This window comes from Krasilnikoviella flava (assembly GCF_900167525.1).
GTDB classification, from domain to species: Bacteria; Actinomycetota; Actinomycetes; order Actinomycetales; family Cellulomonadaceae; genus Isoptericola; species Isoptericola flavus.
Genome location: NZ_FUZQ01000007.1, coordinates 146958 through 162469, shown reverse-complemented (window position 1 = coordinate 162469; position 15512 = coordinate 146958). Strand labels below are relative to the sequence as shown.

Below are 15512 nucleotides of genomic sequence, written 5' to 3'. Positions count from 1 at the left end.
CATAGCGCCAGGGCCACAGCGGTCAGAGACGACGCAGTCAGAAACCACCGATTCTGGGGCCAACCAGAATCGGGTTCTGACAGTTTCGAAGCTCCCGCGGCTGCTAACGCACGTGGCGAACCTCGGCGAGGTCGAGACGCTCGTCGACGAATCGGGCCCCGTCGGGCACGAACCCGTTGCGCTCGTAGAAGCGCCGCGCCCGCGGGTTCTCCTCGACCACCCAGAGCTGGGCGGGCGACTCCGGGGGTAGGGCTGTGTCGAGCAGCGCTTGGCCCGTGCCCGTCCCGTGGTGTGCCTCCAGGACATACAGGAGCCAGAGCTCGCGGTCGCGCACGGGCTCGTGTGTCCCGATCTTGCGCCCCACGCTGCCGAAGGCGACTCCCACGACCTGCCCACCGGACTCCGCGACGATGGCGGTCAGGTCTCCCTGGAGCCAGCGCTGCCATGTCGCGGTGCGCCGTTCGAGGGTGTCGGACTCCCAGTGATCTGTCGGGAGCAGTTCGGAGTAGGTCTCCACCCATGACGTGTGGTGGACGAACGCGCACCCGGCTGCGTCGTCGGGCGTCGCGGGACGAACAGCGGCGGGTACAGCGGGGCCTGGTGGCATGGCGGCCATCCTTCCGCGTCCCTCAGCCCGCCGTCGAGCAATTTGGTTGTTCTCGACAACCACGCGAAACGGTTCAGAACCGACCGATTCTGGAGTCGCTCAGAATCGGGTTCTGGAGGTTTCGAAACCCCTACAGAGACTCCCAGCGACTCGGGCGTCTACCTCGTGGTCAGGACCAGGCGCGAGTAGCCTGAGTCACGCGAAGGAGCACGAAGGGCTGGTTGAACGACATGGGCAAGGTCGCGAGGCTCAAGGAGACCTGGCTTCGCCGCGCTGCAGCACGCCGCGCCCGCCGGGAAGGGCGTGCCTACCGTCCGCCCGAGTGGCCGGAGCCCGGTTCGAAGGTGACCTGGCCCAAGGATGCAGGGCCCCCTCCGCCTCCCGGCGGAAGCGTCATGGGCTGACCCCGCAAGGCGGCCGCCGGTTCCTGTCGCTCCTCGACAGGTCGGCGAGACCACGCAGAACGTACCGATTCTGGAGTCGCTCAGAATCAGGTTCTGGAGGTTTCGAAACGCCCTCGCGGCGCTCAGCACGACTTATCGGGAACCGACCCCGGACCGCAGAGAGGCGGCTCGGCCACCGGTGCGGTGTCTCGGGGGCCCTGGTCGAGCACGGTGGTGCTCAGAAGGACAGTGCCCTCGCCGTCGGAGAGGCGGGTCTCGAGCAGCGCGCCGCTGGCCGGGTCGAGCAGAAGTTCCTCGCCACCGAGATCCGCGAAGTCGGCACGGATCGCCGTAGCATCACGCCCTGCGGAGTCAGAGGCGCGACCGACCAGCTCGACGCCGGGGATACCGGCGAGGACCTGCCACAGCGCGCGGCGCAGCTCGGGACGGGCAGGGCTGCCCTGAAGCAGGCTCACGGCCTGGCTCCACACGTCCCAGTCGTGGCCGTGTCCACTCGTAGGAAGCCCAAGCGCGAGTTCCTCGGCCAGCGCTGAAGGATCGGTCGGCAGGTCGCCGAGCTCGTCCCACGTGTACTGCGGGTTCCCCCCGAACCCTGGTGTGCCGCCACCTTCGACGGCGTCGGAGAGGTCGCGCACCCGCACGAGGGACAGGTCGAACGCCGAGTCCCCATGCTCCGCGGCGGCGCGAGCTGCGGACTCTTCGCTCCTGATGATGAAGGTGTCGCGCGACCGCCAGACCTCGCGGTCGTATGGGCCGATCTCGTCGGGTCCCATCCCCGAGTCGACTACCTGCTCGTGCACGTACCAGTACTCGCCGTCTCCGACGGGCTGGCTGGCGGCGTTGCCCGCCGCTTCGAGCAGCACCAGCTCGGCCGAGGCGGGAGCGGTGCCGAGCACGCCGGCGGCGATGACGGCCGCGAGGGCCGTGCCAGCGGCGGCCGCGCGGGCCCACCAGCGCCGCCGTTGCGTGGCGGGGCGGCCCGCAGTCTCCGGGCGGGCCATAATGCGTTCCAGGATCGCCTCGGCCCGGGCCGTCTCCGCGGGGCTCAGCGGAGCGGTGGGCGCGGGGTTGGCGCCGGCAAGACGGCGCAGTGTGGGGTCTTCGGTCATGAGGTTCACGGCTGTGTTCCTTCCACGACGCCGGGGTTCGCTCGCCGGCCGGGCCACGGTGCAGGGTCGACGTGAGGTTCGGGTTCGATGTCGGCGAGCAGGCGCTTGAGGCGGCGGCGCGCTCGGGACAGGCGCACCGAGAAGGCGGCACGCGTGCAGCCCAGGACTTGGGCGGCCTCGCGACCGGTGAGCCCGTCCCACGCGACCAGGGCCAGCGCCTCGCGGTCGGCCTCGCTCAGGCGACTCCACGCGACGTGAAGGTCCACCGTCGCCGTCGCGAGGGCGATGGCATCCCGTGGCAGCTCACGCTCGGCCCCGATCCGAAGCGCGAGGCGATTCCGCCGGCCGTGAGAGCGGCGGTCCTCGGCGATCACGTTGCGGGCAACGCCGAACAACCACGGGCGCACCTCACGCGGCACGTCGGCCCACCGGCTCCACGCGATAGCGAAGACCTCGGCCACGAGATCCTCAGCGACGTCCGGATCGGTGCGCCGCTGCACGAACCTCAGCACGTCCGGATACAGCGCCCGGAAGACCTCGCTGAACACCATGTCGGGGGGCGCCGTCACGGACTCATCCTCTGTCTCACACCCCTACATCGTTCCGGGGAGCTCAGGTGCAACACCCGTTCTTGTCGAATCTCGACAGGTCGGCGAGGCGGCGCAGAACTGACCGATTTCGGAGCGTGACACCTGACCTGTGGTGCCTGCGGGCGCTGCTGGAAGGATGAGTCCGTGGCCAGCGCAAGGACGGGATGCACCCGATGAAGACCTTCTACTTCCACGAACTCAAGAGCCATGGCGACCTGGGTCGCTCGTCGACTCAACACCTGCTGCCCTCGCTTGCCGTCGTCCGCGCGGACAGTCTCACCAGGGCCCGGAGGTTCCTGCGGGACGTCGGCCTCAGCGGGAAGTCCTACCGCATTGCGACAGCGTCCGAAGCGAGGCTCATTGACGACCTCGAGCCAGGCACGGTCGCCTGGACGACCGCCGACATGACCGAGGGCGAGTGGGTGATCGGGCAAACCGTCGACGAGTACGTGCGCGAGCATCCAAATTGGGCGGACTTTACCTGAGCGCGGGTCGACGCGTGCGGGGCAGAACCGACCGATTCTGAGGGGCACCAGAACCAGGTGCTGGAGGTTTCGAAACCTCACGCGCAGCGCGCTGTGCTCTTGGGGAGGACGCCCAAGTCAAGGAGCATCTCGCGCGCGTCATGAAGTCCCGCGGTGTTCTCGGCCTGCGAGACGATGCCGGTGAGGTCGGACCGCGCGAGCCTGATCGAGAAGTACACCGCCTGCACGAGGGCGCGAAAGCGGCGGTAGGTGTCGAGGAGCTCAGTGACCTCGGTCGCTGGCATTCGGCTGGTGTCGAGGTACGCCTCTAGTAGGCGAGCCGCCTTGGCCGGTCCGCCGGCGTACATCACGGCGGACGCGACGTCGTACAGGGCCGGTCCGGGGACGGAACCGGTCCAGTCGATCACCCCGACCTCGCCGGAGGTGTTATCCCGGAGAAAGGCTTCCGGCGCCGGATCGGTGTGGAGCTGAACCCAGGAGATGCCGCCCGCCGATCGAACTTCTTCGAGGACTCGAGTGGCAGCCAGGCGGACCCAGGTCTCCCGCGCCGGGTTCATGCCTTCTTCTTCGACCCAGCCGAAGAACGTGCCTTGTTCGCTGCGGGGGGCGATCCGGTGTGCACGCCCGAGCGCTGCACCCCACGCCTCCTGGTTGCCGTCGTCCGCCGTGAGCGGGCTCCCGGGCACCTCCTCCAACAGCGCGACCTCACCGTCGGCGAGTGGAGCGGTGACCTCGCCGTCCTGCAACTCCAGCGGTGCGCCTGCCCGCAGGCCGCCCGCGGTCATCTCCTGTGCGGCATAGGCGCCGCTCCTGAGCCCGTCCCGCTCGGAGGCCGGCACCCACTTCGCGACGAACCGCCCGATGCTCAGCGTGACGGCGACCGTCACCGAGTTCATCCCGCTGGCGGTCGACCGCACGCCAAGCACCCGGACACCCGGCCGGTGGGCGATCAACGCAGGGACGGCCTGGGCCAAGTCGTCGGGAGTCACGGCTTCGATCTCAGCACAGGGCAGACGAAGACTGTAGGAGATTCACAACGGCACCCGATGCTCCAAAACTGACCGATTCTGGTGCGCGTCAGAATCGGGTTCTGGATGTTTCAAAACTCCACTGCCAGGGCGGCCTTGTGCTGACGTCGCGCGACGTGTCGGGCTGGTTGGGACGCTGGCCGTGCGTCGTCCGGTCAGGCCGCGTGCGCGCCTACGCGCCGTCGCTTGCGACCGAGAGTTCGTTGGAGCGCACAACGGCACCCCCGCTTTCGGTGATCTCAACAGTCAGCTCGGCGCCGTCAGGAACGTCGTCGGGTACCGCGACTTGCATCTGGAGCAGGCCAGAGTCCGTAGCGACGACCTCATCGGCAACCTTCGGCGCGGAGAACGCTTCGCCGTCGACGAACACTTCTGCCGCCGTGATGCGCATCGGCTGTGCCGACTCACCGGCGCCGGTGTCGTCGCAGCCCATCACCATCGCCGTGCCCTCGAGTGTCACCACCTCGCCCGGGGCGGCCGCCTGCTTGGACCATGAGAGCTCGGGTGCGGCGCAGGAAGCTGCTCCCGATGAGTCACCACTCGCACAACCCGCGGCCGTCACGAGAACTACCGCACCGATCGTGCCTGTGGTCAGCCAGCTCCAGCGCCTCATGCTCGGACAGTCTGCCACCGGTTGATTCCGCAGGTCTGAGGACTGCCTGCCTCGCTCCCATCCTTGACCCCTTCGGGGACATAGTTCATGAACGCCGAACAGTCAGTGAGCCGGAGTCTGAGCCATTCTCCTGTAACGCTTCGCGGGTCGCCGGACATGTAGAGGTGACACGGGAAGCCAGGGAGGGCCATCGATGGGTCGGCAGCCGCCGCAGCAGGAGCCGGAGACGGCGAACGAGAGGTTCGCGTCGATCTTCGGGGCCACGCGCCTGCCGTTGCTCGCCTACGCGGTGCGCCGGCTCGCGGTGCCGGAGGACGCTGCGGACGTCGTCGCCGAGACGTTCCTCATCGCGTGGCGCCGTCTCGATGAGGTCCCTCCGGGCGAGGATGCGCGGCCCTGGCTTTTCGGTGTGGCCCGGGGTGTGTTGGCCAATCATCAACGCGGCGAACGGCGTCGGATCGCGCTGGCCGAGAGGCTGCGCGAGGACCTCCGCGGCTTCGAGGTGCCTCGCCGCGCATCACGCCTCGACGACGTCGAGCGGGCGATGGCGAGCCTGCCTGACGACGACCGCGAGATCTTGCGCCTGGTGGCGTGGGAGGAGCTCGCGCGCGATGAGATCGCCTTGGTCCTCGGCGTCTCGCGCGGCGCGGTGCGGGTGCGGCTCCACCGCGCGCGCAAGCGTCTGGCCCAGCAGATGTCGGTAATCGCGCAGAGCGAGCAGCCGGCCGCTCTCCCGGCGGCATCCACGCCGGTCACGAAGCAGCGGGCCGCGACATGGAGCGAGGAGGCATGATGACGGACCCGATGACACGACTGCGAGCGACGAACCCCGTCCGGCAGTCGGAGCTGCCTCCGATCAGCACCGGCGTCTGGTCGTCAATGCAGGACTCGATCGCCTCGACACCCCGAGCTCCCGGCAGGTCACAGCCCTCGACCCCGCGGAGGAAGCGGCTCGGCAAGCGCGGGACCCTCAGCATCGGCCTCGCCGTGCTGCTGATCGGCGGCGGGGCGGGCTACGCCGGGATCGAGGGATGGTTCGGGGGCACGCCGCAGGGCCCCAACTGCCTCGCGGACTGGTCCGACCGGGACACCGCCGTGATCGGGTCCTGGCTGACCGGCGACGCGATCGCGGACTGCGACACCTTCATGCGCGACGCCGGACTCGCCCCGATCGAGGACCCGGTCGCATTCACGCTCCAGGACTACACCTACGTCACGCCCGCCGGCCAAGTGCCCAGCGGGGCCCACGTTCTCGCCTCCGGCGTAGCGGTCACCCCGCAGGCCCTCGAGATGCGGCAGAGCGCCTCCGACTTCGTCGACGGCGGCAACGCGGCCTGCCGCACAGTCCCCGAACAGGTCGAGTGGGCCCGGGCGGAGCTGGAACGCCTCGGGCTCCAGGGATGGTCCGTGGTGCAGGCCGACCACCAGGACCCGGACGCCCCATGCTCATGGGTTGACGCCCAGGAACCGGGCGTCGTCACCGTCGGGTCCGGCGGTGACCCGCTGGACACGTTCGCGGCCGGGACGTGGCCGTTAGCGGATCAGCTTCGCACCAAGATCGCGGACCGGTGCCTGACCGTCGGCGAAGCGAAACGCCTCGCGGAGGAGCTGTACATGACGTACTCGTCGGTCGATGCCGACGACACCCTGACGGCCACGGCGATCACGGACGGCGCGTCCGATTGCGCCCGGGTCGATGCCGGCATCGGCGGGAGCGTGCAGATCACCGTCCACGGACCGAAGGCCGAACGATGAAGCCGACACGCGTCATGGCACCCACCAAGACGAACCCACGATCCACGCCCTACCGGCAGCGACCCCATGACGTCAGGACCTGGCTGCCGGCTGCTGTCGCGGTCGTCGTCCTCTCAGCCCTGCTCTATGGGCTGGCGGTCGGCGCCGACTACGCCGTCGATGTCATTACCGGCGCGGCCGCCTACTGGTGAGTCCGACCCTGGCGGTCACCGACTTGGCGGATCTCGACAAGGCCCCGCGCCCTTCCAGAACCGACCGTTTCTGACGCGCTCCGCACACTCACCCCTGGACCGCCCTGAAACGCCGGTCAGAACCCTCGTTCAAAACCTCCGGCGGGGGTTTCTTGCTGCGGCTCAGAGTGCTCTCGATCGCCTTTCGGCGGCGCCCTGGGTGCTCGTGGACGCCGACCGGGAGCGATGCAAACGATCTTGCGCGCCACGCACGGCGCACCCGGGTTCGTGCAAGGTACAGCGGCGTGTCCGTGCAATCTGCGCTGCACGTCGACAGCCGTACCTGTGGCGGGAGTCTGGTCAGGCGCGGTGGCGGAGGTGGCGTGCGAGCACGTCGAGCGCTTGCGTGACCTGCTTCAGTCGGTCCGGGTCGTCAGGGCCCAGCGCGGCGGTGAGAGCGTCGTCGATACCGGCTCCACGGACCTGCGCCACCCGCTCGGACTCCTCGGCGGCCTGGCGCACGAGCACGCGGCGCCGGTCGCTCGGATCGGTGACCGTCTGCACCGATCCGGCTTCCTTGAGACGGGCGACGGCAGACGACACCTGGCTCTGGGGCAGTGCGGTGCGGGAGACGATCTCGCTGACGGTGGTATCGGGATGGTCGGCGATGTCGCTGGCCACGATGAGGACCAGCCGGTCGCTGCCCGCGTGGCGGGCGGTCCCGCCCGGAGGCGGCGGCAGCGCCTCTTCGCCGATCTTCATCAGGGCTCGTCCCAGCAGGAACAGCTCGACTCCGTTCACTCCAGGAGTGTACATCCAACACGATGCATCGTCATTGATGCATCGTGTTGGATGGGAGTAGGGTCCGGAGAGCCGCGGCAGAGGGTCGCGGTCGGAGGGAGTGATCATGTCCGTGACCACCGGCACGCTCGCCGTGCCCGGCGCAACCCTGCACTACCAGGTCCGCGGGACCGGACCCGTGCTGCTGATCTCCCAGAGCGGGGAAGGAGACGCCGACCGCAGCAACGACCTCGTCGTCCCACTCGTCGACTCCTTCACTGTCGTCACCTACGACCGCCGGGGGCTGTCCCGCAGCCGGCTGGACGACCCGGGTCGCGGGGTGACGATGGCCGAGCACGCCGACGACGTCCACCGCCTGCTGGCCGCGCTCACCGATGCGCCCGCGCTCATGCTCGGGTGCAGCCTCGGCGCGGTCATCGGCCTGCATGTCGCCGTCGCGCATCCCGAACAGATCCGGACGCTGGTCGCCCACGAGCCCGTCGCCCCGCGCCTGCTGCCCGATGACCGACGCGCCCGCCACGAGCACGAGCTCGCCGAGCTCCAGGACCTCTACCTCCGGGCCGGCCTGGCCGCGACGCTCCCCGAGATCGCGAGCACCTTGGGCATCGACCCCGCGGGCACGGACCGCGAGCCCGATCTGACACCTCAGCCGATGACCGCGCAGCGCGTGACCAACTTCGACCACTTCATCCGCCACGACTTCACCGCGATCGTCCACGACACCCTGGACACCGCGGCCCTGAGAGGCGTCAGCACACGCATCGTGCCCGCGACCGGGCGCACCACGCCACGGACCGTCTTCGACCGCCTCGCCGCAGCAGCGCTCGCCACCCTGATCGGTCGAGAGCTCCGGGAGGCTCCCGGCGGGCACAACGGCAACACCACCCACCCGCGCGCCTATGCGCGATGGCTCCGGGAGATCCTCGATCCCGCCGACCATCCGGCGGGCGCATGTCCTGAACCTGACAAGAGTGTTGACCTTGACCCAAGGTCAGGGTGGACGGTGATCGCATGAGCACCCCGAACCCGACATCTCCCGCCCGGAACACGACGCGCCCGGGCCGCCCCGCGTGGACCGGCATGGTCCCGGTCGACGACACGGCGCTGGCCGTCACGGACTCCGGCGGCCCCGGCGTCCCTGTGGTCTATCTCAACGGCTCGTACGCCTCGCAGCGGCACTGGCGGCGCGTCGTCGCCGACCTCGGGCCGGGCTATCGGCACATCACCTTCGACGAGCGGGCCCGCGGCCGGTCGAAGCGGGCGGCCGACTACTCGTTCGAGGCGTGCGTCCGTGACATCGACGCGGTGCTCGCCGCGCGTGACGTGGACCGGGCGCTGCTGGTGGGCTGGTCGTACGGGGCGCTCCTGGGGGTGCACTGGGCGAGCCGGAACCCGGACCGCGCCGCCGGCGTGGTCGGCGTCGACGGCCCGTACCCGGTCGGCTGGACCGACGAGGCCGGCCACGACGAGATCCGGAAGGTGTTCCGGCGGATGAAGCCGATGATGCCGGTGGCGCGCCGGTTCGGCCTGGCCGCCCGGTTCTCCGCCGAGCAGCACGCGGACCTCGCGATCGAGTCGCACCTGCTCCACGCCGCGCTCGAGCCGCTCCTCGTGGAGCTGCAGGTGCCGGTGCGGTATGTCGTCGCCTCCGGGGAGGCGCTGGGCAGCCGCGACGACCTGCAGGAGCAGATGCGCGCGAGCCTCGACCCGCTGCCGGCCCGCAACCCCCACCTCACGGTGAGCGCCAAGGTCGCCAGCAACCACGGCTCGATCCTGCGCAAGGACTCCCCGGCCGTCGCCGAGGCCGTCCGCGAGGTCGCCTCGGTCGGTCGTCGGGCACAGTGAGCACATGACCCACACCGCCCGAGGGCTCACGATCGGCCAGGCCGCGGCCTTCGCCGGCGTCACGGTGAAGACCGTGCGGCACTACCACCGGCACGGGCTCCTCGACGAACCTGGCCGTGACGCCTCCGGCTACCGGCGGTACGGGTCCGACGACCTGCTGCGCCTGGTGCAGGTCCGGACGCTGGCGACCGCGGGCGTGCCGCTGGCCGAGATCGCGCCCATGCTCGACGCCGATCCCGAGCGGTTCGCCGCCGCCCTCGAGGACGTCGAGCAACGCCTCTCCGAGAAGATCGACGACCTCGTCGCGCGGCGCGACAACCTGCACCGGCTGGCCGACGACCGGGCGCTGCTCCCCGACCGGGCGTGCGCGGTCCTCGACCGGTTGCCCGGGCTCGGCTTCGGCCCCGAGTACGTCGCCGGCCAGCGGGAAGCCCTGGTGCTCACCAGCGCCCTGATCCCCGAGGGCCTCGAGGGCTTCCTCACCCAGCTCGAGCTCCGACTCGACGACGCACGGTTCGTCGAGCTGACCAGGCGCAGCATGGAGGCCGAGACCTGGGCGCCGGACGACCCGCGGATCGAGGAGCTCGCAGCCGCCATGGCCGACCACTTCCTGACCCACCCCGCTCTGCTGGGCGATCCCGGGTCGAAGCCGATGCAGGCATGGTCCCGTGCCTCCGCCCGATACCAGGTGATCAACAACCACCGCGAGAACCAGGCCCCGATCGCGGCCCGGCTGACCGCGCTCACGGAGGCACGGCTCCGCGCCGCCGGCGTGCCCGTCCCGTCCGGCTGACGGGCACGGAATTTCCGCCGGCCGGTCATGGCAGGTCGACGACGACCCGACTCCGGTCGGTACCCGTGCCATGCCGACCGATGTCGAGGCGCGTCAGAATCGGGTTCTGGACGTTCGAGACCCTGCGGCTGCGGCCGGGCCCGTGGCCGCCGAGCAAGCGCGTCACTTACAGATCGCGATTCCCGAGAGGCGGATCCCCGAGGGTGAACACCTACGCCCGGGTGCTCGCACGTCTCTCGTGGTCGTCGCCCGACGGCTCGCCCGTACTCCGGTGGCCGCTTCGATAGCGCCCCGGGGTCGTTCCGACGAGGTGGGTGAACGCGGTGATGAAGCTGCTGGGGTTGGCCCATCCGCAGGCGGCGGCGGTGCGGGTGGTGTCGTGACCGTCGGCGAGGAGCACGAGCGCGTGGTAGACGCGTAGCTGCGTACGCCACTCGTAGAAGGTCATGCCGAGCTCGTGGCGGAACAGTCGGCTGAGGGTGCGGGGACTGGCACCGACCGTCTTCCCGAGCTCGGCCAGCGTGGCGTTGTCTGCCGGCATCTCGTGCAGCAACCGTGCGACTGCCTGCAGCCGGTCGTCGCGCGGCTCCGGCAGGTGCAGCGGCTGTTCGTGCGCCTCGTGGAGCTCGTCGACGAGGACTCGCAGGAGGCGGGCACGCGCGGCGCGGCCGTAGGCGGGAGCGCCGTCGCCGTAGTTGCGGGGCCCGGTGAGGGCGAGCAGGACCTCGCGTGCGAGGTCGGAGGCGAGGAACACGACAGGGCGGTCCGGCACGAGCCGGGCGAGGGACGGGGTGAGGAAGACGATCCGCATATCCGCGTCGCCGTGGGCGCGGTGATGGTGCGTGAACCCGGCGGGGGTCCAGGCGACCCGGTTGGCGGGAACGATCGACGTGCCCCGCTCGGTGTGCACCGTCAGGACGCCGCCGACGGCGAAGACCAGGTGCCCCTGGGCGTGCGACTGCGCGGCGCTCGCTCCGCCGGACGGCCAGAGATGGCGCCCGCCGGACGGCCACACGTGCGACGTCACGGTGGTCGGGCGGGGTTGGCGGGGAACGGGCATCGATTGGCACTCTAGCGGTGGCAGGCCACCTGGTGACCCGATGAGACTCCTTCGTGCGGGGCGACTCGATGCCGCGCCTCGGAGGAAGGAGAAGGTCATGGCGACGTTCGTTCTCGTGCCCGGCGGCTGGAAGGGTGCCTGGGCTTTCGAGTCGGTGGTGCCGCTGCTGGAGCATGCCGGCCACACCGTGCACGCGCTCACCCTGACCGGTCTGAGTCCGGACGACGACGCGACTGTCGCGACGGCCAACCTCGACACGCACGCCGACGACGTGCTGCGACACCTCGAGGAGCGGCACATCACCGACGCGACACTGGTCGGCCACAGCTACGGCGGGATGGTGATCACGGCGGTCGCGGACCGCGCCGGCGACCGGGTCTCGCGCCTGGTGCATCTCGACGCCTTCGTCCCGCGCCACGGCGAGTCGTGCTGGTCGGCGTCGAACGGGCACTTCCGGAAGCTGTTCGCCGCCGGCGCTGCAGCCACCGGATTCTCCGTCTCACCCCCGGACGGCGGTGATCCCCGCCGCCGTCCCCATCCCCTCGGCGCGTTCCTCCAGGCGATCCGGCTCACGGGCGCGTTCGCCGAGGTTCCGCGCCGGGAGTTCGTCTACTGCTCGGGATGGGAGGACCGGACGCCGTTCGCCGAGCTCCGCCTCCGACTCCAGGCCGATCCCGGGTGGCAGGTCCACGACCTCCCCACCGGCCACGACGCGATGCACGAGGACCCCGGGGCGGTCGCGGCACTCCTGCTCGACGACGTGGCGCGGGCTCCGGTGGACCCTGAGCCTTGCGGAAGGGTCGTCGGTCGCATGAATCGAGTGCCCGAGGTCGACTCCTCGGTTTCCACCCGCCCGTGATCCGTCCCCGCCAGGTCGAGACCGCCACCGTTGACGTGCGGCGGATCGCTACGGTCCATCCAGTCGTCCGACCACAACGTCGAGGGTGGGCCAGGGAGGCCCCGCATGCAGCACACGGAGGAGCTCCTCCCCGAATCGCAGCCCGTTCGGGAACTGGTCCCCCTTCTCCCAGCGCCACGCTGCAACCATGGCGAGCACGAGCTCTCGGCACAGGTCGAGGAGCTGGTGGTCTGCACCCCGGTAGTGCTGGGAGACCTCGTCGGGGACATGGGCAAGGTCGAACTCGACGGGTCCGCGACAGCACGTCTCGAAGTCGATGAAGAGCGGCCCGTCGTGCGTGCTCAGGAGGTTCCCGGGATGGGGCTCACCGTGGAGCAGCTGCTCACGCGAGCTCTCACCGATCGCCTCGTGCAACCGTCGAAGCCTGCGTGCGAGGAACGCGCGCTCGACATCGGGCAGCCCAGGGGAAAGGTCTGGCTCGGCAACGATCCGTCCGGCCTCGGCGATCCGATCGGTGAACCGCGGGAAGGCGCCCTCGACGCCGCGCATCCCGGCGTGCAGCCGTTCCAACGCCCGGGCGTAGTCGGCGGGTGCGACGGCAGGCGTCACCGGTTCGTAGTACACCCACCACGTCACCGCGAAGCCGTCGCGGGTGTAGACCAGCGGATCCACCCGGGGCTCCAGGGCGCCGACGGGAGACCCGAGGTCGGCGAGCCGTCGAGCAAGCTCAAGCTCCAGCTGTGCGACCTCCTGCCCCACGGGAGCGACCCGAGCCATCGCCCCGCACGGCTTCAGGTGCAGCGCGAGCTTGTTGGAGTTGTGGAGAACGGTCGTGTCGCCGGCCGGTAGCCCCAAGGACTCGGCGATCGCGGTCGTCGCGGTGATCGCACGTGCTCGCTCGGGCATGTCCACACGAAGGATCGTGGCATCGGGGCGGGCGGACGACGAGCGCTTTATCGCGGGCTACTGTCCGGGGCATGCGCTCCGGACCGCTCGTCGCCCTCGTCGGACTCAGCGGGCTCGCCGCCGCGCTCGTGTGGAGCGAGTGGCTCAACCGCCGCTGGTCGCGGACCCTCGTGGGCGACGCCGCCGGGCCGACCCAGGCGGTCGTCGTGCTGGGGTTCCGCAACCGCGGGCCCGAGGCGAACGTCGTCAACCGGTGGCGGGTGCGCGCGGGGCTGCGGTCCCTCGACCCTGCCGCACGCACGCGGCTGGTCCTCTGCGGCGGCCCGACGGCGTCGGCCCGGCCCGAGGCGAGGATCCTGGCCGACCACGCGGCCACCCTGGGCTACGACGGTCCGGTCGTGCTCGAGGAGGAGAGTCGCACGACGTGGGAGAACGTCGCCCGGGCCCTTCCGCTGGTCGAGGACGCCGACCGGATCACGTTCGTGTCGCAGCCGGCGCACGCCCTGAAGGCCCGCGCCTACGTCGCGCGCCAGCGGCCGGACCTCGTCGGGAGGCTGACGCGCGGCGCCGACCACCGGTGGGGCGAGTGGCTCCCGCTCAAGCCCGTCCTCGCTGCGTACGGCCTGTGGACACTGCGCGGGGTCCGGCCCGACCTGCGGCGCCGGTGACTCGCCCGCGCGCGGCTCGTATCGTGGCTCCGTGACCATCCCTGAGGCGCTGCTCGCCTTCGCCCTCGTCGCGGGGCTCCTGACGCTCGTCCCCGGCCTCGACACCGCGCTGGTGCTGCGCAGCACGGTGACGCGCTCCCGCTCGCACGGGTTCGCGGCGTTGGCCGGCATCCAGCTGGGCACCCTGGTCTGGGGCGCCGCCGCGGCGGGTGGTGCCGCGGCCCTGCTCGCGGCGAGCCAGACCGCCTACCGCGTGCTCACCCTCGCCGGGGCCGCGTACATGGTGTGGATGGGCGCGTCGATGCTGTGGCGGTCGTTCCGGGCACCGCGCGACGCGGGTGCCGACGTGGATCTCCCGCTCCCCACCGGCGGCCGGTGGCGCGACCTCGGCCTGGGGCTGAGCACCAACCTCATGAACCCGAAGGTCGGGGTGTTCTACGTCGCGGCGATCCCGCAGTTCGTGCCCGACGGGGTGAACCCGCTGCTCATGGGCCTGCTGCTCGCCCTGGTGCACTGCGTGCTCGGGACGGCGTGGCTCTCGCTCGTCGTGCTGGGCGCAGGCTGGGTCGGGCCCCGCCTGCGCGGCTCCGGCGCGGTGCGCTGGGTCGACCGCGCCACGGGCGGCGTGCTCGTCCTGTTCGGCGCGCGGCTCGCCGTGTCCGCGCGCGTCTGACGGGCCCGCGCACGACCGCACCGCCCAGGTCCGCGGCGCACCGCGCCGTCGTCAGGTGAGCACCAGCGTGTCCACGATCCGCCGGGCGACCGCCTCCGGATCAGCCGCGGGATCGAGCAGGTCGGAGCCCACGAAGGCTCCTTCCTGCCACAGCGACGCGAACCCGTGCACGACCGACCACGCCGCCAGCTGCACGGCCGCGGGGTCGGCGACGCCCTCCAACCGGCCCACCCCGTCCCGCAGCGCCTGCCCGGACCGCCGGCGGGCGGCCGCCAGGCCGGGGTCGTCGGCCCTGGCCAGGTCGGACCGGAACATCACGGCGAAGTGCCCCGGTCGAGCGAGCGCGAACCGGACATAGGCCACGGCCACGTCCCGCAGGTCGGTACCGGCCTCCCGGAGCTCCGCCGCCAGCAGGTCGAAGCCCTCGGTCGCGAGCGCGGTGAAGAGCCCCCGCCGGTCGCCGAAGTGGTGCGCGGGCGCCGCGTGCGACACCCCGGACCGTTGTGCCAGCCCCCGGAGGGAGAGCCGGTCGACGCCGTCCTGCGCGATCTGGTCGGCCGCGGCGTGCAGCACGACCGAACGCAGGTCTCCGTGGTGGTATGCGTCCGCCATCAGACCCCCATCTAGCCATTGACTAGCCCGCCGTCGCGGACTAACTTGCCACTGTCAAGATCCACTCTAGCGGTCGGGAGAACGTCATGGCCCCCCTCATCGTCCTCGTCACCGTCACCCTCGCGGCACGCGGCCTCGGCGCCCTCGGCGTCGACCCGCTGAACGGCTGGCCTGCCGCCGTGACCGCCGGCCTCGCGGCGATGCTGCTCCTCACCGCGAGCGCCCATTTCGCCCCACCCCGACGCTCGGCGCTCGTCGCCATGGTGCCGCCCCGGTTCGCGCGGCCCGAGCTCCTCGTGACCGTCACCGGGGCGCTCGAGATCGCCGGCGCCGCCGGGCTCCTGCTGCCGGCCACCCGTACGGCGGCAGGGATCTGCCTCGCGCTGCTGCTGGTCGTGATGTTCCCGGCGAACGTGCATGCGGCCCGAGCCTCGACGGGCGTCCGCACCATGCCGCTGCCCGCGCGGTCCGCGCTCCAGGTCGTCTTCGTCGCCGCCTGCCTCGTGGCCGCGTTCGCGGGGTGAGCCGGCGACG

Annotated in this window: 20 protein-coding genes; 11 read left to right on the top strand and 9 right to left on the bottom strand. The window is 71.0% G+C overall.

Annotated features, from left to right (window positions below; genetic code table 11):
* Positions 1–103 precede the first annotated feature (103 nt).
* The 3 genes from B5Y66_RS18895 to B5Y66_RS18885 all read right to left on the bottom strand — a co-directional run bounded on the left by B5Y66_RS18895 (position 104) and on the right by B5Y66_RS18885 (position 2689).
* A complete protein-coding gene (locus B5Y66_RS18895) occupies positions 104–517 on the bottom strand; it encodes a GNAT family N-acetyltransferase (RefSeq protein ID WP_245807218.1) in 414 nt (137 codons plus the stop codon).
* Positions 518–1133: 616 nt separating this feature from the next.
* Positions 1134–2120, bottom strand: a complete 987-nt coding sequence (locus tag B5Y66_RS18890; protein ID WP_245807240.1) for a CU044_5270 family protein — start codon at positions 2118–2120, stop codon at positions 1134–1136.
* 5 nt (positions 2121–2125) lie between these two features.
* The gene (locus B5Y66_RS18885; RefSeq protein WP_217700854.1) at positions 2126–2689 is read right to left on the bottom strand and encodes an RNA polymerase sigma factor; all 564 of its coding nucleotides are present in this window, start codon (positions 2687–2689) and stop codon (positions 2126–2128) included.
* 194 nt (positions 2690–2883) lie between these two features.
* On the opposite strand from B5Y66_RS18885, the gene B5Y66_RS18880 reads away from it, so the two are divergent.
* A complete protein-coding gene (locus B5Y66_RS18880) occupies positions 2884–3195 on the top strand; it encodes a hypothetical protein (RefSeq protein WP_139820990.1) in 312 nt (103 codons plus the stop codon).
* A gap of 77 nt (positions 3196–3272) precedes the next feature.
* On the opposite strand, the gene B5Y66_RS18875 is transcribed toward B5Y66_RS18880, so the two are convergent.
* Both B5Y66_RS18875 and B5Y66_RS18870 read right to left on the bottom strand, forming a co-directional pair.
* The gene (locus tag B5Y66_RS18875; protein ID WP_079576149.1) at positions 3273–4184 is read right to left on the bottom strand and encodes a phosphotransferase enzyme family protein; all 912 of its coding nucleotides are present in this window, start codon (positions 4182–4184) and stop codon (positions 3273–3275) included.
* 211 nt (positions 4185–4395) lie between these two features.
* Entirely contained in the window at positions 4396–4836 is a 441-nt protein-coding gene (locus B5Y66_RS18870) for a hypothetical protein (RefSeq protein ID WP_139820989.1), read from the bottom strand.
* A 193-nt stretch (positions 4837–5029) separates the two neighbouring features.
* Here B5Y66_RS18870 and B5Y66_RS18865 point away from each other — a divergent pair, with 193 nt between their 5' ends.
* The 3 genes from B5Y66_RS18865 (at position 5030) to B5Y66_RS22360 (ending at position 6782) form a co-directional block, all read left to right on the top strand.
* Positions 5030–5629 carry an RNA polymerase sigma factor gene (locus tag B5Y66_RS18865; RefSeq protein WP_079576147.1) on the top strand — a complete coding sequence of 200 codons (600 nt, stop codon included), beginning with the start codon at positions 5030–5032 and terminating at the stop codon, positions 5627–5629.
* Positions 5630–5931: 302 nt separating this feature from the next.
* Positions 5932–6591, top strand: coding sequence for a hypothetical protein (locus B5Y66_RS18860; protein ID WP_139820988.1), 660 nt, complete (start codon positions 5932–5934; stop codon positions 6589–6591).
* A 14-nt stretch (positions 6592–6605) separates the two neighbouring features.
* Positions 6606–6782, top strand: a complete 177-nt coding sequence (locus tag B5Y66_RS22360) for a hypothetical protein (protein ID WP_217700853.1) — start codon at positions 6606–6608, stop codon at positions 6780–6782.
* A gap of 339 nt (positions 6783–7121) precedes the next feature.
* Here the strand turns inward: B5Y66_RS22360 and B5Y66_RS18855 are convergent, their stop codons facing one another.
* Positions 7122–7523, bottom strand: a complete 402-nt coding sequence (locus tag B5Y66_RS18855) for a MarR family winged helix-turn-helix transcriptional regulator (RefSeq protein ID WP_217700852.1) — start codon at positions 7521–7523, stop codon at positions 7122–7124.
* Positions 7524–7668: 145 nt separating this feature from the next.
* Between B5Y66_RS18855 and B5Y66_RS18850 the strand changes: the two genes are divergently transcribed.
* From B5Y66_RS18850 to B5Y66_RS18840, 3 genes are read left to right on the top strand one after another with little or no spacing between them, the layout of a single operon-like run.
* Entirely contained in the window at positions 7669–8577 is a 909-nt protein-coding gene (locus tag B5Y66_RS18850) for an alpha/beta fold hydrolase (RefSeq protein ID WP_079576338.1), read from the top strand.
* The gene (locus tag B5Y66_RS18845) at positions 8574–9407 is read left to right on the top strand and encodes an alpha/beta fold hydrolase (protein WP_245807217.1); all 834 of its coding nucleotides are present in this window, start codon (positions 8574–8576) and stop codon (positions 9405–9407) included. Before B5Y66_RS18850 ends, B5Y66_RS18845 begins: the two co-directional genes overlap by 4 nt.
* Positions 9408–9411: 4 nt before the next feature.
* Positions 9412–10200 (top strand): MerR family transcriptional regulator, encoded by a 789-nt coding sequence (locus B5Y66_RS18840; protein WP_079576143.1) that lies wholly within the window; start codon positions 9412–9414, stop codon positions 10198–10200.
* 211 nt (positions 10201–10411) lie between these two features.
* On the opposite strand, the gene B5Y66_RS18835 is transcribed toward B5Y66_RS18840, so the two are convergent.
* On the bottom strand, positions 10412–11260 hold the full coding sequence (locus B5Y66_RS18835; RefSeq protein WP_079576142.1) for a helix-turn-helix domain-containing protein: 849 nt from the start codon (positions 11258–11260) through the stop codon (positions 10412–10414).
* Between the two features lie 97 nt (positions 11261–11357).
* Here B5Y66_RS18835 and B5Y66_RS18830 point away from each other — a divergent pair, with 97 nt between their 5' ends.
* Positions 11358–12119 (top strand): alpha/beta fold hydrolase, encoded by a 762-nt coding sequence (locus tag B5Y66_RS18830; protein ID WP_079576141.1) that lies wholly within the window; start codon positions 11358–11360, stop codon positions 12117–12119.
* A 48-nt stretch (positions 12120–12167) separates the two neighbouring features.
* Here B5Y66_RS18830 and B5Y66_RS18825 read toward each other — a convergent pair whose 3' ends face one another.
* Positions 12168–13025: an aminoglycoside phosphotransferase family protein gene (locus B5Y66_RS18825; protein WP_079576337.1), complete on the bottom strand. Its 858-nt coding sequence runs from the start codon at positions 13023–13025 to the stop codon at positions 12168–12170.
* Between the two features lie 71 nt (positions 13026–13096).
* On the opposite strand from B5Y66_RS18825, the gene B5Y66_RS18820 reads away from it, so the two are divergent.
* A complete protein-coding gene (locus B5Y66_RS18820) occupies positions 13097–13693 on the top strand; it encodes a YdcF family protein (RefSeq protein ID WP_079576140.1) in 597 nt (198 codons plus the stop codon).
* Positions 13694–13724: 31 nt separating this feature from the next.
* Complete coding sequence (locus tag B5Y66_RS18815) at positions 13725–14366, top strand: LysE family translocator (RefSeq protein WP_079576139.1); 642 nt, start codon at positions 13725–13727, stop codon at positions 14364–14366.
* A gap of 51 nt (positions 14367–14417) precedes the next feature.
* On the opposite strand, the gene B5Y66_RS18810 is transcribed toward B5Y66_RS18815, so the two are convergent.
* The gene (locus B5Y66_RS18810; protein ID WP_079576138.1) at positions 14418–14978 is read right to left on the bottom strand and encodes a TetR/AcrR family transcriptional regulator; all 561 of its coding nucleotides are present in this window, start codon (positions 14976–14978) and stop codon (positions 14418–14420) included.
* 86 nt (positions 14979–15064) lie between these two features.
* Between B5Y66_RS18810 and B5Y66_RS18805 the strand changes: the two genes are divergently transcribed.
* The gene (locus B5Y66_RS18805) at positions 15065–15502 is read left to right on the top strand and encodes a DoxX family protein (protein WP_079576137.1); all 438 of its coding nucleotides are present in this window, start codon (positions 15065–15067) and stop codon (positions 15500–15502) included.
* Positions 15503–15512: the final 10 nt, after the last annotated feature.